The sequence below is a fragment of the Rhizobium sp. ZX09 genome (genome assembly GCF_017357485.1).
Taxonomy (GTDB): domain Bacteria; phylum Pseudomonadota; class Alphaproteobacteria; order Rhizobiales; family Rhizobiaceae; genus Agrobacterium; species Agrobacterium pusense.
Map to the genome: position 1 here is coordinate 69,442 of NZ_CP031364.1, position 22,480 is coordinate 91,921.

The window sequence follows — 22,480 nt, forward strand, 5'->3', positions numbered from 1 at the left end:
ATATTTGCATCATAATAGATTTTTTTGCAAGCGCAGGAGCCGATATGAACGATACGCCCGACATCAGCCGTCCGCGCCAGTCGGATATCGCCCAGCGCGCCGGGGTCTCCATCAGCACAGTCTCGCGTGTTCTCGCAGGGGAAAAAGGAATCAGCGCGTCGATCCAGACCAAGGTTCTGGGAGTTGCAGCGGAGCTCGGCTACCCCTTGCGGCCGGCGACCAACCAGTCGGCCGGCGTGCAGCTGGAAGGCAAGACAATCCTCGCGCTCATGTCCGCGGAAAGGGCGACGGGCGATATTGGCGCCTTTTACCACGATATTTTCGATGTGCTGCGCAGCCTCGCCCAGACGGACGGTTTCGAACTCGACATCAGGCTATTGCACCAGAAGCAGATCGACGATTCCCTGATCCAGCGGGTCTGTGAGGTGGACGGCCTCCTGGCCATCGGGCTCGATCCCGAGGAGGAGATCATCCACCGCATCACGCAGGGCGTACTGCAACCTGTTCTTGTCAACAGTGCTGACCCCTCCATGATGCTCGATTGCGTTTCGCCTTCCAATTTTTACGGCGGCGCGCTGGCGGCCCGGCGGCTTCTGGAACTCGGCCATCGCAAGGTCGCCTATATCGGTCCGCATCATCGCCACACTATCAGGGAGCGTATGCGCGGCTTCCGCCATACGATCCTTGAGGAAAAAGGAACGACCTATGAGGAGTTCCTGCTTTCGACGGCAGATAGCGGCTTCGGGCAGGCGGGCGACGCGGTTCGCCAGCTGCTGGCCAAAAACCCTGAACTGACAGGCATTTTCTGTATGAATGACGCAATTGCCCTTGGCGCACTCGGGGCAGCGCAGGAGCTGGGCCTCGGCGTTCCCGACGATCTTTCCATCATCGGTTTCGATGACCTGCCCTTTGCCGAACTTTCCACCCCACGTCTCAGCACGATCCGGGTCGATCGCCGCGAGATTGCGCGCGAAGCGGTTGACCTGCTGCGGCGGCGCCTGACCGAGCCTTCCGCCAATGCCCGTCAGGTGCAACTTGGCGTGCAGCTGGTGGAAGGACAGACAGCCGGCAAGGCGAAAAAGACGGGAAAGGCGACACGCGATGCATGATACCATGAGCAGACCCCATATGGCGCGATTTAATCCGCTGCACGGCAATCCGCTCAAAAGCCGGGCCGATGTCCGGCGGGCGCTGGATGATAGCTTTGCGCCGCTTCTTCCCTATTTCTCGCAGGGTGGCGCAAGGGTGACGCTCAGCGGAGCGGCCGCGCACTTCGACCGGGCGGCTGCCGATCTGGAAGGCTTTGCCCGACCGCTCTGGGGCATCGCACCGCTTGCGCTGAGTGGCGATCGTTTCGACCATTGGCCGCTTCTCGCCCGGGGCATAGCCAACGGCACCGATCCTTCCCATCCTGAATACTGGGGCGATGTGCGCCAGAAGGATCAGCGGCTGGTGGAGCTCGCCGCAATCGGTTTTGCACTGCGGCTTGCGCCGCAGCATCTGTGGGAACCACTGTCCGATACACAGAAAGACAATGTGCGCCGCTATTTGCTGACCGCCCGTGAGCGCGGTTACGCCGATAATAACTGGAAGTTTTTTCGCATCATGGTCGACATGGCGCTGGATCATCTCGGTATCGAATTCGATCGCAGCCTGACCGAAACCTTCCAGAAGGAGCTCGACGATTTCTATATATCCGACGGCTGGTATCGCGACGGCAACTATCGCCGCATCGATCACTACATTGCCTTCGCCATGCATTTCTACGGGCTGATTTACGCGAAACTCAGCAAGCCTGATGACGCCTATGCCGAGCGTTACCGGCAGCGCGCACGGCTTTTCGCTGGCGATTTTGCCAGCTGGTTCGATGAGGATGGCGGAACCCTGGCTTTCGGCCGCTCCATGACCTACCGTTTTGCCTGTGGCGGTTTCTGGGCGGGCCTTGCCTTTGCCGACGAGGAGGCGCTGCCCTGGGGCGAGATCAAGGGCCTTTATCTGCAGCATCTGCGCTGGTGGGCCAAAAAGCCGATTGCCGATCGCGATGGCGTGCTCTCCATCGGCTACGCCTATCCGCAGCTCACCATGTCGGAAAGTTATAATTCGGCAGGTTCGCCCTATTGGGCTTTCAAGGCTTTCCTGCCGCTTGCCCTGCCGGAAAGTCATCCCTTCTGGCTGGCGGAGGAAAGGCTGCCCGAACCGTCCGCAAGCCCTAAGCCGCTTGTTCACCCCGGCATGGTGATGATGCGGACGAAAGGCAACGTCACGGCGCTCTCCAGCGGCCAGGAAAATCTCTCCATGCGCGGCGGGCCGGAAAAATACGCAAAATTCGCCTATTCCTCCCGCTACGGCTTCGGCGTGGAAGTGGACGAGCGTGGCTTCAAGACCAACGGTTTCGACAATATGCTGGCCTTTTCCGAGGACGGACTGCATTACCGCGTGCGCGAGACCAACGAAAAGGTTCTGCTGGCGGGAGCAAGCCTGCGGGCGACATGGAAGCCGTTTGCCGATGTCGCCGTTGAAACCACGCTGGTTGCGGCTGGCGACTGGCATATCAGACTGCACCGGATCACCTCTGCCCGCTCCCTTTGGGTTACGGAAGGTGGCTTTGCGATCAACCGCAACGATGGCGACCGCGACGCCATGAGCGAAGAGGCCGGACGGGCGACAGCGGATTGTGGCACTGACATATCGGCAATCATCGATCTCGGTTCGAGCATAGACCGGCACGGCGTGGCACTGAAGGCGCTGCCCAATACAAATCTCATCAACGCCAAGACCACCGTGCCGCAATTGCGCGGCCAGATCGCCGCCGGCGAGAGCGTTCTGATTTGCGCGGTCTTCGCCGGGGCGAGCGGCCCGGAAGGCGAGAAAGCAATGGCTTCGGTTCCAGCCATTCCCGACCTGGAGGCGCTTGATCGCCTCTTCGCGAGAGAGGGCGTGCCGGTCAGCAGCATGGCGGCCAGGGGAGAGCCGCAATGACGAGCCCGATTCCGCGTCTCAGCATAGCCATGGACCCGGAACGGACCGAGCATGTGCTGACATCGCAGGCGCTCGACAGGTTGTCAGAGAGGGTCGAGATTCTCGACACAGGCACAATCCGCGATTTCCACGATCCTGCGGTGAAAGAGCAGCTGGCGAAGACGGATATCCTCCTGACCGGCTGGGGCTGTCCGGATATCGGCGCGCAGGAACTGGCGCTGATGCCCCGCCTCAGGCTTATCTCCCATGCTGCCGGCACGGTAAAATATTTCCTGTCGCAAGCGGTGTTCGATCGGGGCGTTACGGTGTGCAGCGCCGCAGAGGCGAATGCGCAGCCGGTCGCAGAATTTTCGCTGGCGATGATCCTGCTGGCCGGCAAGCGCACCTTCGGTTTCCGACGTCTTTATCTGGAGCATCGCGACCGAGCCCCGGTCGAGCGATTGCAGGCGCAGGCCATCGGCAATCTCGGCCTCACGGTCGGCATCGTCGGCGCGTCACGCATCGGACGTCGCGTCATTGGTCTATTGAAGCCCTTCGATCTCGATCTCATGCTTTTCGACCCGCTTCTCGGTGCTGCGGAAGCGGAAAAGCTCGGCGTCCGTCTTGCCTCGCTCGAGGAGCTGATGGCGGCGAGCGACGTTATTTCCCTGCATGCGCCCTCCCTGCCGCACACGCGGCACATGATTGGCGCGGCAGCGCTTGCCCGCATGAAGGACGGCGCAACCCTGATCAACACGGCGCGCGGCGCACTTGTGGATGAAGACGCGCTTCTGGCCGAACTGAAAACCGGACGCATCGAAGCCGTCGTCGACGTGACCGATCCCGAAGTGCCGCCGCCGGACTCACCCTTTTACAGCCTGCCGAACGTCTTCCTGACGCCGCATATTGCCGGCGCCACCGGTCTCGAACGGGCGAGGCTCGGCGACATGGCGATTGCCGAAATCGAACGCTTCTGCTGCGCAGTGCCTTTGCAGCAGCAGGTGCGGCCCGAACATCTGGACCTGATCGCGTGAGACCTTTCGAACCCGGCCTCTGCTCCGTCACCTTCCGCTCCCTGACGCCACAGGTCGTCATTAAGCTTGCAGCCAGCAATGGCATCAGGGCAATCGAATGGGGTGCGGATGTCCATGTCCCGCCGGGCGACCTCGAAAATGCGCGGCAGGTTGCGGCGCGAACGGCAGAAGCGGGCCTCACCGTCTCGTCCTACGGTTCCTATATCTTCGCGCCGGATTTCACACCTGACGATGTGACCAGTGTGCTCGAAACGGCAAGGGCGCTCGGCACACGCCATATCCGTATCTGGCCGGGGCAACGCAAACGTCCATCCGCCGATTACACACCCGCGGAACGCCGCGCGGCAACGGAAGCGCTGGCGACAATTGCTCACCAAGCGGAAGACTACGGCATTACAATCGGTCTCGAATACCACCCCAATTCGCTGACAGACGCCCTCCCCTCCGCCCAGCAGCTGGCGCAGGATTTGCCGATGCCCAACCTGTTCTTCTACTGGCAGCCCGCCCCGGGCCTGCCGCTGGAAGAGGCACTCGCGGAAATATCCGCACTCGGCCCACGCATCTGCCATCTGCATGTTTTCGCCTGGCTCGCCGACGCCAGCCGCCTGCCGCTTGCCGACCGCGCAGACTACTGGCGGGCGTGCATCGAGGCTTTGCCTGAGGGCGAATGGACGAAACCCGCCTATGCGATGCTGGAATTCGTCAGGGGTGATGACATCGGCCAGTTTGCGGAAGACGCGCTGACACTAGGCAAGATACTCGCTGGCCGCGGAGTGGCCGATTAGCGCACGATTTACCTCACACGCGGCGTCACCCCCGGCCTCGTGCCGGGAACCTGATCATGTGGAACAAACACGTTCTTCATCCTCGGGACAAGCCCGAGGATGAAGAACGCAAAGCTTTCTGGACTTCGTCAGCCACTGTGGTGAGACAGCTCACCACCCGTTCTCATATCCGCCGTCCATCCGCCCCAAACAGATGCGTCTTGCCCAGATCGAACGCAAAGGGAATCGTTTCTCCGATGCGGATCTGGCGTTGGCCATCGAGAAGCACAGTCGCTGGCTGGCCGTCGGGGGTGCTGGTGTAAACCACCGTCGAGCCACCGAGATGTTCCACGAGCTGGATGGAAGCTTCACCGAGAGAGGATTGCGCCTGCGGGTTCACATGTTCCGGGCGCACACCGAAGGTGAGCGGTTCCCCCTGCTGAGCAGTGACCGGTTTTTCAAGCACGATGCGCTGTCCCCCCACTTCGATGGTGCGGTTGGAGGTGTCGCCTGAAGCCACTTTTGCGGAGAGGAAATTCATCTTCGGCGAGCCGATGAACCCAGCGACGAACTGGTTTGCGGGATTGTTGTAGAGATCGAGCGGGCGGCCAACCTGCATGATGCGGCCGTCGCGCAGCACGACGATCTTGTCGGCCATGGTCATGGCTTCCACCTGGTCATGCGTCACATAGATCATGGTGCTGCCGAGCGTCTGGTGCAGCTTGGCAATTTCGACGCGCATCTGCACGCGCAGTTCCGCATCGAGGTTGGAGAGCGGTTCGTCGAACAGGAAGATTTTTGGCTCGCGCACGATGGCACGACCGATGGCGACACGCTGGCGCTGGCCGCCCGAAAGTGCCTTCGGCTTGCGCTGCAACAACGGGCCGATCTGCAGGATATCGGCGGCCTTCTGCACCCGCGCCTCGACTTCCGGTTTTTTGTAGCCAGCGGTTTCCAGCCCGAAGGCAAGGTTCTTGTAGACACTCATATGCGGATAGAGCGCATAGGACTGGAAGACCATGGCGATGCCGCGCTTGGAGGCAGCGGTTTCGTTGACCCTCTCACCGTCGATACGCAGATCGCCTTCGGAGATCTCCTCAAGCCCGGCGATCATGCGCAGAAGTGTGGATTTGCCACAGCCCGAAGGGCCGACGAAGACGGTGAATTCGCCCGGCTCGATCTTGAGATCGATGCCGTGGATGACCGGAAAAGCGCCGAACCGCTTGACGATTTTTTCGAGCGTAATGCTGCTTGCCATGCTGTTTCTCCCGACTGTCGCGCCGCATGCGGGACGGCTGCGACAGTGTTGATTGTCTTAGAATACGTTCCCGATCCGGTATCCGTTCAGCGTTTCATTCCCGTCGTCGCGATGCCTTCAATCAGCAGCCGCTGGAAGAACAGGAAAAACAGGAAGACCGGCACCAGTGACAGGTTGGACATGGCGAAAAGCGAGGTCCAGTCCGAGCTGCCGGTGGAATCCACGAAGGACCTTAGACCAAGCTGCACGGTGTAGGTGTTGATGTCGTTCAGATAGATCAGCGGACCGAAGAAATCGTCCCAGGTCCAGATGAAGGAAAAGATGGCGGCCGTTGCCAGAACCGGCAGCGACAGGGGCAGCATGATCTTCCAGTAGATACGGAAGGGCGAGCAGCCATCCATGACAGCCGCTTCATCCAGCTCACGCGGAATACCGCGGAAGAACTGCACCATCAGGAAGATGAAGAAGGCGTCCGTCGCGAGATACTTCGGCACGATCAGCGGCAGCGATGTGTTCACCCAGCCCATTTCCAGAAACAGGATATATTGCGGGATGAGCACAACGTGATAGGGCAGCATCAAGGTGCCGAGCATCAGCGCGAACCAGAAATTGCGCCCGCCGAAGCGAAGCCTTGCAAAAGCGAACGCCGTGAGCGAGCAGCCGACCACGTTGCCGATGGTGGCCAGCACCGAGATGAAGAAGGAGTTCCAGAAGAACTGCCCAAAGCTCACCTGCAGCCCGGTCCAGCCTCTGATATAACCGCCGACATCCACCGCCGAGGGAATGAGCGAGGAGGAGCCGAACAGCTCGTCCTGCGGCCGGAAGGAGCCTGAAATCATCCACAGGATCGGATAGAGCATCGCAAAGGAGGCGATGATCAGCGCCGTATGGAGCATCACCGATTTCAGCGGCGAGCGTTGCGGGCCTTGTCCCGGCCGGGGAGCGGTAACAGCGTCAGTCATCGTAATGCACCCAGTATTTTGCGCTGAGGAACGAGAAGGCCGTGAACAGCGAGATGATGATCACCAGGATCCAGGCAAGCGCCGAGGCATAACCCATGCGGAAGAAACCAAAGGCTTCCTGGTAAAGATAGAGCGTGTAGAACAGTGTCGAATTGATCGGCCCGCCGGTGCCTTCGGAAATGATGAAGGCGGGCGTGAAGGCCTTGAAGGCGTCGATCGTCTGGATCACGGCATTGAAGAAGATGACGGGCGTCAGAAGCGGCAGCGTAATGCGGAAGAACTGCCGCACCTTGCTTGCGCCATCGATTTCGGCGGCCTCATACATGTCCTGCGGAATTTGCCTTAGACCTGCGAGGAAAATGATCATCGGCGAACCGAACTGCCAGACCGACAGGATGACCAGCGTGTAGATCGAATAATCCGGATTGGAAATCCAGCTCGGCCCTTCATAACCAAAGGCCTGCCAGAGTATCATGTTGACGAGACCGTCAGAGGCGAAAAGCTGACGCCAGAGAACGGCAATCGCGACGCTGGAGCCCAACAAGGACGGCAGATAGAAAATCGCCCGATAGAGGGTGAGGCCGCGGATGCCGCGGTTGAAGGCGAGCGCCACCAGCAGCGCGAAAATCAGCTTCAGCGGCACCGACAGCAGCACATAGGTGAAGGTGACCTGCATGGCGGCGGCAAACTTCGGGTCGGCCGTGGCGATGCGCACATAATTGGCCGCACCCACCCAGTCCGGCGACTGCAACAGGTCGTAGTTGGTGAAGGACAGATAAAGCGACGCAAGCGCCGGGCCCAGCGTGAGGCCGAAAAAGCCGATCAGCCAGGGCAGGAGAAACAGGTAGGCGTGAATGTTGCGGTCGAAGATCCGCTTCAGGCCGCCCCGTTTCGGGAGAGCCGCGCCACGGCTCTCCCCCACAAGAGTTTCAGATCGAAAGGCCATAAACCATCACTTCCGTTTGATAACGGTTTCGGATTCCTTGACGAGGCGGTCACCGCCTTCTTCCGGGGTGATCTTGCCGAAGCCGACTTCTTCCGCCGTGCGTTTCAGGACAAAGGCGAATTCGCCCGCACCCGGAGGTGGCGCCGGCGGCAGATCGCCGACGCCGGGTGTAATTTCGGCGATATATTCCACCATGCTCTTGCTGACTTCATCGAGTTTCGGGGTCAGCGCGTTGCGCATGGATTCCGACGCCGGAACGCCGCGCTCCACGCCGAGAATATCGATGCCTTCCGGCTCGGCGACGAGGAAATTGATAAACCCGACGGCCTGTTCGATACCGGCACTGCCATTGGCGACGCTGATGAGCATGGAAGGTTTAAGGTAGTGGCCGGAGGGGCCGTCCTTCGTGCTCTTCGGATAGGAGCTGATGGCAAGTTTGGCCTTGTTGAGCTTCTGATACCCGACGAACTGGTTGGAATGGGCAAATGCGGTTGCCGCTTTGCCCGTCGTCAAAGGGTTGGTTTCGATATTGAGCTGGTCGAGCGCCTGCACATCGGCGGGCACGCAGGCACCACTCTTGCGCAGATCCGCCCAGAGCGTGAACCACTTGGTCGCGTCGGTCGGATCGAAGCCGATGCCGCCATCCTGCGTGTAGAGTGACTTGCCGTTCTGGCGCAGCCAGTTTTCAAAGCTCGGCTCCACACCGCTCGCATCGGCTGTGGCGTAATAACCGGGTTTCGGCTTGTTCTTGCTGAGCTTGGCGGCATTTTCGGCAAACTCCTCCCAAGTCTGGCCGATGGCCGGCGGTGTCGCGCCGGATTTTTCCCAGGCCGCCCTGTCAAAGAAGACGGCGCTGGAATTGACCCCCAGATTGATGCCGTAAAGCTTGCCATCGACCCTGCCGGAATCGATGTTCATCTTGCCGAAATCCTCGATCTTCAAGCCCTTGCCGATGTAATCATCCAGCGGCGCCAGCGCGCCGCGCCGGCCATATTCGAAGATGTAACGATAATCCATCTGGATCAGATCGGGCGCATTGCGGCCCGCCACCTGCGTTGCAAGGCGGGGCCAATAATCGCTCCAGCCGGCGAATTCCCCGGCGATGTCGAGATCGGGCTTCACCTGCTTGTAGGCTGCTATCGCCTTGTTGGTGCGATCGGCACGCTCCTGCGACCCCCACCACAACATGCGAAGGCGCGCAGCCTGCGCCTGCGCCGAACCACCTCCCAATGCTGCAAGCGACAGGGCCGCAAGCCCTGCCGAAAGCACAGTTCTCCTCTGAAGCATCACGGGCATTGGCAACTCCTCCCTATTGACTGCCAATTGATGATGAACGCAAACGACACTTGCCGTTTTATAACTAATTGGTTACATGGGAACACCGATCGCGAACATTGTCAAGCGGGTGCCGAAATGGAAGAAACGACTAAGAACCAGCCGTCCGATCCGGGCCCCGATCCGGCCGTGGAGAAAACGCCGCCGCCAAAGCGCAAACGGGCCACGACCCAGGTGCGAAACCCGGAAAGAACCCGCGCCGCCATTCTTGAAGCTGCCCGCCGCGAGGTGGCCGCCAAAGGGCTGGCGGGGGCCAGAATCGATGTCGTCGCCCGCCGCGCCGGGACCAACAAGAGGATGATCTACCATTATTTCGGCGACAAGGATGCGCTTTATCTCGCCGTTCTGGAAGACGCCTACCGCCATATCCGCCACACTGAAAGACGGCTTGATCTGGCCCGTAAGGCCCCGTCCGAGGGCTTGCGGGAACTTGCGCTTTTCACCTGGCACTACTTTCTCGACCACCCCGAATTCCTGAGCATCCTCGCCACGGAAAACCTCAATAAAGCCCGGTATCTCAGGCAATCACCGACGATCACAGCGATGCACTCAAATTTCATTTCCGAGCTTGAGGACGTGCTGCGGCGTGGCAGCGACGCCGGCGAATTCCGTGACGGCCTCGACCCGATCGACGTTTATCTGACCATCGCTTCGCTCGGCGCCTTCTACCTGTCGAACAGGTTCACCCTGTCAACGATCTTCCAGCGCGACCTGACAGACCCTGCCGAGCTGGAGCGATGGGGCCAGCACATCGTCGACACGTTGCTTGCTGCAGTGCGGCGGGTCTGAACGAGCCAAACCAGATTCCTGTTTAACTACAGCGATGACGCGCCATTCGCATCCGCGAAGCACGTCATTTTCTTTTGCGGCGCAGCGAATAACTGCAAGGGCGAGCCTTCAAACCTCATCAATTTCTCCTGTCAAAAAACACCTTGACAGATCGTGTTCTTCGCGATCACAAATAACCAAATGGTTACAAATTACCATGTTTGACGGAAGCGGCCTTGCGGGAAAAGGTCGCCTTGGGAGGAAATTCATGAAACGTATCGGCGTCATCATGCACGGCATCACCGGCCGCATGGGTTACAACCAGCATCTCGTGCGCTCCGTTCTCGCCATTCGCGATCAGGGCGGCGTGCTTTTGAAGAACGGTGAAAGGGTGATGCTCGATCCCATTCTCGTCGGCCGCAACGGCGCGAAGATCGAGGAAATCGCCAAAAAGCATAATGTCGCGCGCTGGACGACCGATATTGATGCCGCTCTCGCCAACCCTGACGACACACTTTTCTTCGACGCTGGAACGACACAGATGCGTGGCAGCCTTTTGGAAAAAGCCATCAAGGCCGGTAAGAACGTCTATTGCGAAAAACCGATTTCGGACACGATGGATGAGGCGCTGGCGATTGCCCGCCTGGCCGAAAGTGCGGGCATCAAGCACGGCGTGGTGCAGGACAAGCTGTTCCTGCCCGGCCTTCGCAAGCTCGCCATGCTGCGCGACAGCGGCTTCTTCGGCAAGATTCTCTCCGTGCGGGGCGAGTTCGGTTACTGGGTCTTCGAGGGCGACTGGCAGCCAGCGCAACGCCCCTCATGGAACTACCGCCTGAAGGATGGCGGCGGCATCATTCTCGATATGCTTTGCCACTGGCGTTATGTGCTCGACAATCTGTTCGGACCGGTGAAATCCGTGAGCTGCCTCGGAGCGACGCACATTCCGGAGCGTTTCGATGAACAGGGCAAAGCCTATAAGGCGGATGCGGACGACGCCGCCTACGCCACCTTCGAACTGGAGGGCGGAATTATCGCCCACATCAACTCTTCATGGGCGGTACGGGTGCGCCGTGACGATCTCGTCACCTTCCAGGTGGACGGCACCCACGGCTCGGCCGTCGCTGGCCTGACGAAGTGCTTCACCCAGCACCGCACCAACACGCCGAAGCCGGTATGGAACCCCGACCAGCCGCAGACCATCGACTTCTACAAGACCTGGCAGGAAGTGCCTGACAATGTCGTCTATGACAACGGCTTCAAGGCGCAGTGGGAAATGTTCGTGCGCCACCTCGTCGATAACGACCCGTGGCCTTATGGCCTGATGGAAGGCGTGAAGGGCGTGCAGCTTGCCGAGCTGGGGCTGAAATCATGGAAGGAACGCCGCTGGCTCGACGTTCCCGCCCTTTCCTGAGGAGGCTGACATGAGTGAACTCAAGCTTCCGAAGGACGACCGCAGCATCGAGGTCTACAGATTATCCGGCACGCCGGTCGCGGTTGAAAAACGAAGTGCCGCCGATTTCAACCGCGTCGCTTTCGCAGCCGCCCACGTGGTGGCCGATCCGCTTGCCGACAACGACCCGTGGCTGACCCCCGCGATCGATTGGGACGCGACCTTGCGGTTCCGTCATCGCCTTTGGGACCTCGGCCTCGGGGTCGCGGAAGCGATGGACACGGCTCAGCGCGGCATGGGGCTGGCATGGCCGCAGGCCCAGGAGCTGATCTCCCGTTCGCTCAAGGAAGCCGCCAGCCGCAAGGATGCGCTGATTGCCTGCGGGGTGGGCACCGATCATCTGAACGGCAGCGGTTACGATCTGAACCAGATTGTCCACTCTTACCTCGAACAGCTTGATTTTGTTCAGGGAGAAGGCGGGCGCGTTATCCTGATGGCCAGCCGCGCGCTCGCCGCCGCCGCCCGTTCGCCCGATGATTACCTCAAGACCTACACCAGGGTACTTTCCCGCGCCGAGCAGAAAGTGGTGATCCACTGGCTGGGCGAAATGTTCGACCCGGCGCTCGAGGGCTACTGGGGTTCGGGCGACCATATGACCGCCATGGACACCTGCCTTGTCATGATCGAGGAGAATGCCGACAAGATCGACGGCATCAAGATTTCACTTCTCTCCAAGGAAAAGGAAATTGCCATGCGCCGCCGCCTGCCCGCTGGCGTGCGCATGTATACCGGCGACGATTTCAATTATGCCGAATTGATCGCCGGTGACGAGAAGGGTCATTCGGACGCCCTGCTCGGCATTTTCGACGCCATCGCTCCCGCTGCGTCCAAGGCGCTGGCCAGCCTGATGCGCGGTGCCGACAATGAGTTCTTCGATATTCTGGAGCCGACGGTGGCGCTTTCACGCCACATCTTCAAGGCGCCCACCCGCTTCTACAAGACCGGCGTGGTGTTCCTCGCCTATCTCAACGGATTGCAGGATCATTTCACCATGGTCGGCGGCCAGGAAAGCACCCGTTCCACGCAGCATTTCGCCGAGCTTTTCCGGCTGGCGGACAAGGCCAACGTGCTGGCTGAACCTGACCTGGCGACGCACCGGATGAAGGCATTTCTCGCCGTCCGGGGTATCAGCTGAAGCAGAACGAGGGAGGATAGAAGATGAGCCTTGAAGGCCTTTCCATCAATTTCGCGACCGTGCGGCAAGGCGCAAATTTCGGAGCCATCGTGGATGCCTGCCTCGCCCATGGCATCACCACCATCTCACCGTGGCGCGAGCAGGTGAACGGTATCGGCCTTGCGGAAGCCGCCCGCATCGTTGAGCGGAACGGCCTGCGCCTGTCCGGTCATTGCCGCGGCGGTTTTTTCCCGGCTCCTGACGCTGAAGGCCGACGTCTCGCCATCGAGGACAATAAGCGCGCCGTCGATGAGGCCGCCGCCATGAAGGCCGACTGCCTTGTGCTTGTCGTGGGCGGCCTGCCCACCGGTTCGCGCGATCTGAAAGGTGCGCGGCAGATGGTGGAGGACGGCATGGCAGAACTTCTTCCTTATGCGCGGGCTGCCGGCGTGCCGCTCGCCATTGAACCGCTGCATCCTTTCTATGCCGCGGACCGCGCCTGCATCAACACGCTGAAACAATCGCTCGACCTCTGTGACCGGCTGGGTGCCGGCACCGGCGTGGCCATCGATGTCTATCATGTCTGGTGGGACCCGGAACTGGAGGAGCAGGTGGCGCGGGCCGGCAGGAATGGCCAAATTCTCGCCCATCACATCTGCGACTGGCTGGTGCCGACCACTGACCCGCTCAACGATCGCGGCATGATGGGAGATGGTGTGATTGACCTCAAGGCATTTCGCGCCATGATCGAGGCTGCGGGCTTCCACGGCCCGCAGGAAGTGGAAATCTTTTCGCATCGCTGGCAGGCGCGCCCGGTGGACGAGGTCCTCGCCACCGTGGTCGAGCGTTTCAAGACTGTTTGTTGATAGATCCGGGAGAGAGACAATGCCTGAAAGGGTGAAACGCAAACGCTATGCGCTGGTCGGCACCGGCAATCGTGGCACCACCATGTGGGGCCGCGAATTGCTGGCCGGCTGGAGCGACTATGTCGAACTCGTCGGCATTTGCGACCTGAACCTGATGCGCGCCGAGCGCGCCCGCGCCATGATGGGATCGAGCGCACCGCTTTACGACGATTTCGACCGGATGATGGAAGAGCAGCGCCCGGAGCTGGTGATCGTCTGCACGCCCGACGATACGCATGACGACATCATCATCCGCGCGCTGGAAGGCGGGGCAGACGTCATCAGCGAAAAGCCGATGACCACCACCCCCGAAAAGATTGACCGGATTCGCGCAGCCGAGGCCAAAAGCGGCCGCCGGGTCGATGTCTCCTTCAATTATCGCTTCTCTCCCACCGCAGCCCGCATCAAGGAACTGATCGACGAAGGCGCCATCGGCACCGTTACCTCGGTGGATTTCCACTGGTATCTCGATAACCAGCACGGCGCGGATTATTTCCGCCGGTGGCACGCCTTCACAGAACACTCCGGCAGCCTGTTCGTGCACAAGGCCACGCACCATTTCGACCTCCTTAACTGGTATCTCGACTCCGATCCCGTCGAGGTGAAGGGCTTCGGGCAATTGCTGCATTATGGCAAGAACGGCCCGTTCCGCGGAACGCGCTGTCGCACCTGTCCGCACAAGAATGAGTGTGATTATTTCATGGACCTCGGCGCCGATCCTTTCCTCGATGCGCTCTACGAGGACCCGTCAAGCATTGACGGATACATGCGTGATGCCTGCGTTTTCCGGGAGGACATCGACATTCCCGATACCATGAGCGCTTCGATCCGTTATGCCAGCGGCGTGCAGGTTTCCTATTCACTCAACACCTACATGCCGATAGAGGGTCACCACATCGCCTTCAACGGCCACAAGGGTCGCATCGAGATGCGCCAATATGAAAAGCAGCCCTGGACGGAGCCGCCGGCCGATGAAATCCTGCTGGTGAAGAGCTTCGGTGGCGGCGTCGAGCACATCTGGGTGCCGCATGAGCCGGGCGGCCATTATGGCGGCGACAACCGCATGCGCGACATGATCTTCAAGCCCGGCTCCAACGACCGGCTGCGGCAGCGGGCTGGTTCGCGCGCTGGCGCCATGTCGGTTCTGACAGGCGTGGCGGCACTGAAAAGTGCGCTGGAAGGCGGCTCCCAGCCGGTGAAATCCCTGCCCCTCTAGCTGCCTCAGCCCGTGGTGCCATCCGCCACGGGCAACCACCAAAAAGAACGGGCGATATTCCGCAGATTACGCACTCCTTCCATACCGGTAAATTGATTGCCGGGGGAAGAAAGAGTGAGTCATGTCCAGTTTGCAATCCATCGTTCCGCTCATCATCATCGGCGTCAGCCTCGTCGTATTCTTCAAATGGGTGGGGCGCGACATGAATCGGGAAGAGAAGAAGCCGCGCTCCCGCCGCTGACCGATCACGCCCGCCCGCGCCCTTGCACGGTTACGGAACCTCGTCCTGCCGTCGGCGTTTCCCTGTCAGAAGGAGAACGCCATGACGCAAGAGCAAAAGACGAAAAATGACGACAACAGGGCTTCGAAGGCCAGCGACATTCCTCCTGCAGGTCCGCACGCCAAACCTTCCCTGACCGACCATGAAAAGACACCAGGCGCAGGAAGCCTGCCGGATGGCGACAGCAAGGACGTCACGCCTGGCGCCGGCTGATGACCATTTGCGCCGAAATATCATACATTTATTATATTTCGGCGCATTAACAGTAACTTAGCCCCCGAACGGTCGCGAAATACCTGTTTCTTCACAGTGGTCATTGCAAAATCGAAAATTGAGCTTATATTTGCCTTATCGACCATTGCTTGTGACGTCGTTCTGGAACAGACTGTTCCCCGTCGGATTTCCTCTCAAATAATCGATCTTATCCCGCAAGGTATCGCGGGAACCACAACGATTCTACGAAAGGAAATCGTTATGAACACTGGTACTGTAAAGTGGTTTAACGCCACCAAGGGCTTCGGCTTCATTCAGCCTGACAATGGCGGCACGGACGTTTTCGTTCACATTTCCGCTGTCGAGCGCGCTGGCATGCGTTCTCTGAACGACGGCCAGAAGATCAGCTACGAGATCGTCCAGGACCGTCGGTCCGGAAAGAGCTCTGCCGACAACCTTCAGGCAGCTTGATATTCGTCATTTTGGCACCGCAGACCACGGATGTACTGGCTGCGCTTGCCGATGACTGTGAGAGGTCGGGTTAAAGCCCGGCCTTTTGTTTTTGGGCCATGGAGGTCCTCATGCGTAAAAATTCCTATCATTGCGGTGACACCGTCTTTTTGAAGTCCGGCGTCCTTGGCAATGCACAGCCCGGTGGTCCCGGCCGGATCGTGTCAGTCATGCCCGAAGCCCAGGGAACGGTTCGTTACAGGGTGCGTTTCCAGCACGAGAATTTTGAGCGCAGCGTCGCACTCGATGAGATAGATGCATCGATGTCGACGGCCTCGCGGCTAGGCAAAGGCGAAAGCCTCTCGCCACGCGAAACCGGATCAAGCTGGATCAACCTGAACACGATCAAAATCAGAAAGTAGCGGCATTGGCCGCTTAAAGGAGATAGTCTTGCAGGTACTCGTCAGAGACAACAATGTTGAACAGGCCCTTCGCGTCCTGAAAAAGAGAATGCAGCGTGAAGGCATTTTCCGCGAGATGCGCGCCCGCGAATCCTATGAAAAGCCGTCGGAAAAGCGTGTTCGCGAAGAAGCCGAAGCCGTACGCCGCCACCGCAAGCTGGAGAAAAAGAAGATGCAGCGCGAAGGGCTGCTGCCAGCGCCCAAAAAGGCCGCCCGTACCCGGTAAACGCCCTACACCGCACTTCCGCGAAGGAGACTGCCATGGCCGCCACGAAAGAAGTTTTTTTCAAGCCCGGTAAACTGTCCGCTCAGGACAAAGCATCATTGACCGACAGCGCGGCAAAGCAGATCATCAACGCCGAAGCCGACCAGCGCGCCCGCAAGACGGAACGCCTTCGCCAGCTTCGCGAGGCACAGGAAGCGGCGGTTGTCGCCGCCGATCCGGTGCCCGCAAAGAAACGATCCGGTAACAGATAGCGGGCGCTTTTACATCACCCGGTCAACGCAGGAGGACGACACCATGGCAAAGGGTCAGTTGCGCAGTAACAAGGAAATCCGCAAGCCGAAGAAGGACAAGACAAAAACACCCGCCGCGGCGCCAGCCGGTTCGCAGGTGAAGTTCGCAAACGCCACGACAGCGGATGGCAAGAAGAAGTAGGGCACGGTGTCGGCGCGCAGGTCACGACGATAAATCTCTCGTCTGGGAGACCGGACTTGTTTTGGCCATATTGCTCTTCTATATATCTCTCATAGCAACTGCTGGTGAGCGCGAATGAAATCGTCGTTCGCAGTTGTTTTAGTCGCTTCAGACTTTTGACCACGGATGTACTGGCACTGGTGTTGAGAGCGATATGAGGAAGGTCGGTGCAATATTGCCCCGGCCTTTTTTGTTGCCGTGAGCAGCCGAAGATAAATATGCACGACTGCCGCCGACTGCGACGGAATTAACTTGCCTATTCCGCCTAATGGGCGCACCCTTCCAATCACTGAAAAGGGCGTTACCGCCGCTTTACGACGGCCGCTGAAGCCCTCGTCCTGCCCATGTCGTTGACCCGCAGGAACGATACGGACCCACACGACATGAATGTCCAAGGCGCGACGCTTTAATGGGACGGCCTGTCCCTCGGATGCACGGAAGCGGCGTCGCATGACGTCCGCAGCGACGCGAGACACCACAGTTTTGGTGAACCCCATAGAAAGGAGGACGTGATGTCTTCCGCATATGAAAATTGCATCATTTCGTCACAGGACCTCAAGATGCTCCAGTCGGTGCTGGCAGACCTCGGTTATGACCGGCACACCATGGACGAGGAGGTCATGCTTTACAACAATGCCGCCCGAAAGGTGATCCAGCTGTTTCAAGGCGGGCTGACCGACCCTGCCGAGCTTTCGAAGGAAATGCGCTTTCTTTTTGGCGTTCATAAACATGAACGCAGTAAATCATGGAAACCGTTGCCACGTTACGCGATCCAGGGGCTGCCGCCTCTTTACCGATAACGGCGCTCTTCCATCCATGACGACAGGGAAACCAGGCCTTCAAAATCACCGATGAAAATAACGGCTTGGCAAATGATGTATATCAGGCAACACTGAAATGGATACCTCCGTGCGCGGATCAGGCGGCACGAAGGTGGCGGATGGAACATGCGCGCTGAAGGCCGGGACAGGCCTCGACGTCAGCGGGTTTCATACCGGCGAGTTTGCGTCTGCGTGGAGAGAGAGTATGACGTATGACTGGAGCGGCCGCAGAATGCGCCGCATGCGAGCGGCGAAACTGACGATCATCAGCCTTGTGGCCGCCTTTGTGCTGACCGCGCCTATCTTTGCCCACTACTGAATTTCAGGCCCGCTTGTTTCGACTAGACGGGCTGGCGGGTTTCTGCGCGTTTCCGCAGACGGTTTTTCACCCATTTCTGAACGGGCTGATCGTAACGGACCGTCAGCCACCATGAAATCCACGTCGTGCCGATGAGAAACAGGACGCCGGCCGGCAGGGCGATATTCTGCTGCGTGATGGACGGGACCAAAAACTCCGTCCACGCCAGAAGCGGAATATGCAGGACATAGACGGCGTAAGACGCCGTACCAAGAAACCCCGACAGTGCGCTCACCATGGGGCCCGGCACCGTTCGGCTGGCCACGAACAGCAGCAGCGGCCAGAGGAGCAGGACGATTGCGAGGTCGAAGAAGGGCCGGACTTCGCGTGATACGGGCACGGCAAGGATAACACAGACGAGCACCAGACACAGCGCGGCCTGGACGGGCTTCAGCTCCGGCACACGGTTGCGGAACCGGTAAACCAGCACGCCGGCGAAAAACGAAAAGAATACCCGGCCCATGCCGGCATACATTTCATGCCAACGGAAACCGAGATGCAGCTTTCCAGACGCGGCGGCGGCCACCACCAGTACAATGGCGCTGGCAACAATGACGGCTGCGATCTGTTTCACCGTCGCCCGCACGCCCCAGCGGGCATAGACCACGTTCACCACCAGTTCGTTGAAAAGCGACCACGCCGGGCTGACGAGAAACAGCGCGCCATTGAGGGTCAACGTGAAAGGCGCCGGCAGAAAGAGAAGCCCCGTCACCAGCGCAAAGGCCAGTTCACCGGGATCGATGAGACGATGCAGATCGTCGATCGGCGTCGGCAGACCCAGCAAATAAAGGCAGATGAAATAGGCCACCATCAACGCCAGTGCCAGCACATAAAGCGGATAAAGCCGGGCGAAGCGCGCCTTCATGAAAAAGCCGGGCGTGATAGCCCCGTCACGCAATCTGACGCCATAGGCGTGAGCGAGCACGAAGCCGCTGAGAGCAAAAAACAGATCAACGGCAAGATAGCTCGAGGCCGGATCCCTGCCGAAAAACTGCTCGGCATGGCGATGGACGATAAAGAGCGCAGCCACGCCCCTTATGCCGTCAAGCAAGATGAAGCGTTCCGGGGATGATGGGGCCATGGCGTTGATGCTCAATGAGATAGCGGCAATTGTTCAATGGAAACCAGCTTTACCGCGTCCCGGTTCTCCGCTTCCAGTCACAAACCGTTTAATCTTGCAGTCGCCGCGAATTTTTCCGGACATGGGCTCGAGGCCGGCACCCTTTCGCAGCGGAGATAGGCGTGCTACGTCCGGATGTCATCGATGTTTCGACCCCGTGGCACAGCCGTGTTGTTCCTGCAAATGTGTGATTTTGCAAGAACAAGTTCCGGCAATGTCCATGGGGCAGGTTCGGCGACAACCACTCTCGCGGAGCCTTCTCATGCCCACAATTGCCGAACGTATCAGAAAAATCATCGTGGACCAGCTTGGCGCAGACCCTGCCGCCGTCGTGGACGATGCCAGTTTTGCCGACGATCTCGGGGCAGACTCTCTGGAAATAGTTCAGGTGGTCATGGAGATCGAAGAGGAATTCGCGGTGGAGATTCCGGATTCCGCCGCAAATACGATCCTGACCGTCGGCGACGCCATCCGCTTCATCGAAAAAAGCACGGCTTGACGGTGAAGCGCCGGAGGCGGGCCTGATCCGCCGATAGCGTCGCAACCGGGCCAAATCCCGGGGTGTCCCGCTCTAACTATCCTCCTCATCGAGGTGGTGGCACATCAGACCAGCAGGAGATTTTCGGCAAAGGCCATCATCAGGGGACCCACTCCCTTGGCGTCATCGCTAACCACTGGCTCGGTCAGATAATATTCCGGCGAGCCGTCGCGATAATTGCCCTCGAAACCACCAAGTCCAGCGACGTGTACGATGCCGGCAAGACGAGTGACACCGTCTTCGCCCGCCAGAAGCCGGGTCTCCAGCAGAGCCGAAAGCGCGCGACGACCTGCGGACAAAGCCGCGCCCGCCGCCTCTCCCTGCAACAGCCCAAGACGGACCGCACGCAGCAGCGCATAGGAGAACATTGCGGAGGCGGATGTCTCCTCGTAATTGCCCTCCAGATCCGAATTATCGAGAACCTGCATCCACAGACCGGTGCCTGTCTGGCGTGCGACGATCTCAGCCAGGAGGCGCCGTGTGCTCTGTCGCAATTCATTTGTCCGGCCATCATCGGGTAGGATCGTGAGCGCATCCACCAGAGCCATGGCCAGCCAGCCGACCGCACGGGCCCAGACGGCCGGCGATTTGCCGGTCTGCGGATCGGCCCAGCGCTGGGTGCGGCTTTCATCGTAGCCATGAACATAGAGCCCGCCGGTATCCGCCGTCAGGGCAAGTGCCGTTGAAAACTGCCTCAGCGCGTCGTCGATCAGTTCGGGCCGCCCCGTTGCCTGCGCATATTCAATCTGGAACGGAAGACCCATATAGAGACCGTCCAGCCAAACCTGATGCGGATAGCGTTTCTTGTGCCAGTAATTGCCGCAGGCGATGCGTGGATGGCTGCGTAGCTGCCCCGCCAGATGCTCCGAGGCAGCAAGATACCGTGGGTCGCCCGTTTCTTCCGAAAGGGGAAAGAGGATACGGCCGGCAAGAATATGGTCGATATTATATTCCTGCGGATCGTAACCGGCGAGTGCGCCGTCGGTCGCTATCTGCACATCGGCGAGCCGGTGCAGATGGTCGCTCCAGCGCGCCTCTCCGGTGGCCTCGGACAGCTGCTGCAGGCCGCGGTAGATGCATCCATCCTCATAACACCAGCTGCCGCCCTTGTAATGCCTATAACGACTGCAGAATTGCTCAAAATATTCAGTGGCTTTCATGGATTTTCTCAATCGCGATCTGAAACAGTGGAAATGGAAGCGTCGCTCAGCATGGCAGGATCGTCGCAGACTATATGTGTCTGCTCGACAACAATCGCCTCATGGCGCATGGGACGAACCCGGTCAGCCATGATGGGAGGTGCGGCGATGGCCGATGGATCGCGCGAGACGATGGTGAGATTGCGGATGGCGACATTGCGGATGGGTGCTTCGGGAAGGCCGAGAAAGACGCCCGCAGCATGGGCGAGATTGCGTATTTCGACATCTTCCACGGTAATTCCATCGATGAATGGCGTGCCCTTGTCGATCGGCGCCGGCTGCCGCGACTGTACCCGTTCGTCATGTCCATCAGCATCGCAATGATAGTGTGCATTGGCGGAAAGCGCGGTTTGCACGCCGTCCAGCAGCACCCGGCGCATGGCGATATTGCTGACGATGCCGCCCCGTCCACGCCGCGTCTTGAGGCGCAGGCCGCGATCCGTGCCGACCATGTCGCAATCCTCCACAGATACGTCATGCACGCCGCCGGACATTTCCGAGCCGATCACCAGCCCGCCATGGCCGCGCTCCATCAGACAATGGCGCACACGAATGCCACGGGTTTCCGCGAGATGATCATCCTCGCCATCCGGGCCGCGCTTTCCTGCCTTTACGGCGATGCAATCGTCTCCGACCGAAAAACGAACGCCCGATATCGTGACGTTGCGGCAGCTTTCAGGATTGAAACCATCAGTGTTCGGGCTGTCATGCGGCGCGTTGATGGTGAGGCCGGCAGCGATCAAGTCTTCGCAGCCCTGCGGATGGATTGTCCATGAGGCGGCGTTTTTTATCGTAAAGCCGAGAAGCTGGATTTTGCGGCAGGAAACGAGATGCAGGCCGCGCGGCCGCCGCGCGCCGTCGCGAGTTTCTTTTGGCCAGCTCCACCAGTCACCCCTGTCGCCCGAACCATCGAGAACGCCCCTGCCCTCGATGATGAGATTATCTGTCCCGATGGCATGAACCGGCGCGGCGAAACAGGCATCCGGCAGGCCCTCCCAGCTTCCGAGGATATGGCCCGCATCATCGCGTGCCGGCAGGATCGGCCACCCTTTGCGGCTCGAAGGGGCGCGCAGCACGGCTCCCTCGGCAAGATGGAAGGTCATGTTGCTTTTGAGGCGGACAGGGAAGGACGTCCAGAGACCGGCCGCAAGCTGCAATGTGCCGCCATGCGGCACCGCAGCCACCGCCCTTTCCAGCGCCTCGGCATTGGCACGCGCGCCCTCTTCATCATCGAGCGCGACATCCGGCGCCAGGGAGAACGCCGCAGCCTCCACAAGCCCGGCGCAAGGGCTGGTTCTGAACTCCAGCGCTGCGAACCCCTCGGCCTCGAACAGATAGCAGGTATCCGGGAAGAGATCATGCAGCAGCGTCACCACCGCCGCAGTTTCGCCGCGCCGCTCGTCGCCTTCCGTCGACGACAAACGCCACTCCGTCCTCGCCGGAAGGAAATGGCGAGCGCCGGGTGCGGCGAGGCAAAGCGCTGCCGTTCGCGCTGAAGACGCGATGATAAGGGGTTCGTTCATGTTCATTTCCCGTCTTTCGTCCCTATCCGGCCAGGCCCTGGCGGACATGCCTCGCATGTTCCGGCAGCCGGTCAGTGAGCCCGCCGCCACGGACGCGGCGGCGGGCGATT

At 59.8% G+C, this 22,480-nt stretch carries 25 protein-coding genes; 18 read left to right on the plus strand and 7 right to left on the minus strand.

Annotated elements, in window-relative coordinates; all coding sequences use genetic code 11:
• Nucleotides 1-44 precede the first annotated feature (44 nt).
• From BTN45_RS14975 to BTN45_RS14990, 4 genes are read left to right on the plus strand one after another with little or no spacing between them, the layout of a single operon-like run.
• On the plus strand, nt 45-1,109 hold the full coding sequence (locus BTN45_RS14975) for a LacI family DNA-binding transcriptional regulator (protein WP_004444930.1): 1,065 nt from the start codon (nt 45-47) through the stop codon (nt 1,107-1,109).
• The gene (locus tag BTN45_RS14980; protein WP_207589815.1) at nt 1,102-2,979 is read left to right on the plus strand and encodes a DUF2264 domain-containing protein; all 1,878 of its coding nucleotides are present in this window, start codon (nt 1,102-1,104) and stop codon (nt 2,977-2,979) included. The genes BTN45_RS14975 and BTN45_RS14980 overlap by 8 nt, the downstream gene beginning before the upstream one ends.
• Entirely contained in the window at nt 2,976-3,992 is a 1,017-nt protein-coding gene (locus BTN45_RS14985) for a hydroxyacid dehydrogenase (protein WP_207589817.1), read from the plus strand. The genes BTN45_RS14980 and BTN45_RS14985 overlap by 4 nt, the downstream gene beginning before the upstream one ends.
• Nucleotides 3,989-4,777 carry a TIM barrel protein gene (locus BTN45_RS14990; RefSeq protein ID WP_207589819.1) on the plus strand — a complete coding sequence of 263 codons (789 nt, stop codon included), beginning with the start codon at nt 3,989-3,991 and terminating at the stop codon, nt 4,775-4,777. The genes BTN45_RS14985 and BTN45_RS14990 overlap by 4 nt, the downstream gene beginning before the upstream one ends.
• 163 nt (nt 4,778-4,940) lie before the next feature.
• Here BTN45_RS14990 and ugpC read toward each other — a convergent pair whose 3' ends face one another.
• The 4 genes from ugpC to BTN45_RS15010 all read right to left on the minus strand — a co-directional run bounded on the left by ugpC (nt 4,941) and on the right by BTN45_RS15010 (nt 9,218).
• On the minus strand, nt 4,941-6,014 hold the full coding sequence (ugpC, locus tag BTN45_RS14995; RefSeq protein ID WP_207589821.1) for a sn-glycerol-3-phosphate ABC transporter ATP-binding protein UgpC: 1,074 nt from the start codon (nt 6,012-6,014) through the stop codon (nt 4,941-4,943).
• Nucleotides 6,015-6,100: 86 nt separating this feature from the next.
• Complete coding sequence (locus tag BTN45_RS15000) at nt 6,101-6,976, minus strand: carbohydrate ABC transporter permease (protein ID WP_004444935.1); 876 nt, start codon at nt 6,974-6,976, stop codon at nt 6,101-6,103.
• On the minus strand, nt 6,969-7,922 hold the full coding sequence (locus BTN45_RS15005) for a sugar ABC transporter permease (protein WP_004444936.1): 954 nt from the start codon (nt 7,920-7,922) through the stop codon (nt 6,969-6,971). The genes BTN45_RS15000 and BTN45_RS15005 overlap by 8 nt, the downstream gene beginning before the upstream one ends.
• A 6-nt stretch (nt 7,923-7,928) precedes the next feature.
• Nucleotides 7,929-9,218: an ABC transporter substrate-binding protein gene (locus BTN45_RS15010; protein ID WP_004444937.1), complete on the minus strand. Its 1,290-nt coding sequence runs from the start codon at nt 9,216-9,218 to the stop codon at nt 7,929-7,931.
• A 117-nt stretch (nt 9,219-9,335) separates the two neighbouring features.
• On the opposite strand from BTN45_RS15010, the gene BTN45_RS15015 reads away from it, so the two are divergent.
• The 13 genes from BTN45_RS15015 (at nt 9,336) to BTN45_RS15075 (ending at nt 17,951) form a co-directional block, all read left to right on the plus strand.
• Complete coding sequence (locus BTN45_RS15015) at nt 9,336-10,046, plus strand: TetR/AcrR family transcriptional regulator (protein ID WP_034496591.1); 711 nt, start codon at nt 9,336-9,338, stop codon at nt 10,044-10,046.
• Between the two features lie 247 nt (nt 10,047-10,293).
• Nucleotides 10,294-11,436, plus strand: a complete 1,143-nt coding sequence (locus tag BTN45_RS15020; RefSeq protein WP_034496593.1) for a Gfo/Idh/MocA family oxidoreductase — start codon at nt 10,294-10,296, stop codon at nt 11,434-11,436.
• 10 nt (nt 11,437-11,446) lie between these two features.
• A complete protein-coding gene (locus BTN45_RS15025; RefSeq protein WP_207589822.1) occupies nt 11,447-12,610 on the plus strand; it encodes a dihydrodipicolinate synthase family protein in 1,164 nt (387 codons plus the stop codon).
• A gap of 23 nt (nt 12,611-12,633) precedes the next feature.
• Nucleotides 12,634-13,455: a sugar phosphate isomerase/epimerase family protein gene (locus BTN45_RS15030; protein ID WP_034496596.1), complete on the plus strand. Its 822-nt coding sequence runs from the start codon at nt 12,634-12,636 to the stop codon at nt 13,453-13,455.
• Between the two features lie 19 nt (nt 13,456-13,474).
• Nucleotides 13,475-14,710 (plus strand): Gfo/Idh/MocA family oxidoreductase, encoded by a 1,236-nt coding sequence (locus BTN45_RS15035; RefSeq protein WP_006700545.1) that lies wholly within the window; start codon nt 13,475-13,477, stop codon nt 14,708-14,710.
• Between the two features lie 322 nt (nt 14,711-15,032).
• Nucleotides 15,033-15,203, plus strand: coding sequence for a hypothetical protein (locus BTN45_RS15040; protein ID WP_022562637.1), 171 nt, complete (start codon nt 15,033-15,035; stop codon nt 15,201-15,203).
• A gap of 261 nt (nt 15,204-15,464) precedes the next feature.
• Nucleotides 15,465-15,674, plus strand: a complete 210-nt coding sequence (locus tag BTN45_RS15045; protein ID WP_003508146.1) for a cold-shock protein — start codon at nt 15,465-15,467, stop codon at nt 15,672-15,674.
• 110 nt (nt 15,675-15,784) lie between these two features.
• Nucleotides 15,785-16,075 carry a cold-shock protein gene (locus BTN45_RS15050; protein WP_207589823.1) on the plus strand — a complete coding sequence of 97 codons (291 nt, stop codon included), beginning with the start codon at nt 15,785-15,787 and terminating at the stop codon, nt 16,073-16,075.
• Nucleotides 16,076-16,103: 28 nt separating this feature from the next.
• A complete protein-coding gene (gene rpsU / locus BTN45_RS15055; protein ID WP_006700627.1) occupies nt 16,104-16,340 on the plus strand; it encodes a 30S ribosomal protein S21 in 237 nt (78 codons plus the stop codon).
• A gap of 35 nt (nt 16,341-16,375) precedes the next feature.
• The gene (locus BTN45_RS15060; protein WP_004444958.1) at nt 16,376-16,591 is read left to right on the plus strand and encodes a hypothetical protein; all 216 of its coding nucleotides are present in this window, start codon (nt 16,376-16,378) and stop codon (nt 16,589-16,591) included.
• Between the two features lie 43 nt (nt 16,592-16,634).
• Nucleotides 16,635-16,772 (plus strand): hypothetical protein, encoded by a 138-nt coding sequence (locus tag BTN45_RS15065; protein WP_004444959.1) that lies wholly within the window; start codon nt 16,635-16,637, stop codon nt 16,770-16,772.
• A 551-nt stretch (nt 16,773-17,323) separates the two neighbouring features.
• Nucleotides 17,324-17,611, plus strand: a complete 288-nt coding sequence (locus BTN45_RS15070; RefSeq protein ID WP_022562642.1) for a hypothetical protein — start codon at nt 17,324-17,326, stop codon at nt 17,609-17,611.
• Between the two features lie 97 nt (nt 17,612-17,708).
• The gene (locus tag BTN45_RS15075) at nt 17,709-17,951 is read left to right on the plus strand and encodes a hypothetical protein (protein ID WP_006700407.1); all 243 of its coding nucleotides are present in this window, start codon (nt 17,709-17,711) and stop codon (nt 17,949-17,951) included.
• Nucleotides 17,952-17,973: 22 nt separating this feature from the next.
• On the opposite strand, the gene BTN45_RS15080 is transcribed toward BTN45_RS15075, so the two are convergent.
• Nucleotides 17,974-19,071: an acyltransferase gene (locus BTN45_RS15080; protein ID WP_207589824.1), complete on the minus strand. Its 1,098-nt coding sequence runs from the start codon at nt 19,069-19,071 to the stop codon at nt 17,974-17,976.
• A 301-nt stretch (nt 19,072-19,372) separates the two neighbouring features.
• Between BTN45_RS15080 and BTN45_RS15085 the strand changes: the two genes are divergently transcribed.
• Nucleotides 19,373-19,609 carry an acyl carrier protein gene (locus BTN45_RS15085; protein ID WP_207589826.1) on the plus strand — a complete coding sequence of 79 codons (237 nt, stop codon included), beginning with the start codon at nt 19,373-19,375 and terminating at the stop codon, nt 19,607-19,609.
• 104 nt (nt 19,610-19,713) lie between these two features.
• On the opposite strand, the gene BTN45_RS15090 is transcribed toward BTN45_RS15085, so the two are convergent.
• Together BTN45_RS15090 and BTN45_RS15095 are read right to left on the minus strand one after the other, a co-directional pair.
• On the minus strand, nt 19,714-20,808 hold the full coding sequence (locus BTN45_RS15090; RefSeq protein WP_207589834.1) for a glycoside hydrolase family 88 protein: 1,095 nt from the start codon (nt 20,806-20,808) through the stop codon (nt 19,714-19,716).
• 8 nt (nt 20,809-20,816) lie between these two features.
• On the minus strand, nt 20,817-22,370 hold the full coding sequence (locus tag BTN45_RS15095; protein ID WP_207589835.1) for a glycoside hydrolase family 28 protein: 1,554 nt from the start codon (nt 22,368-22,370) through the stop codon (nt 20,817-20,819).
• Nucleotides 22,371-22,480 lie beyond the last annotated feature (110 nt).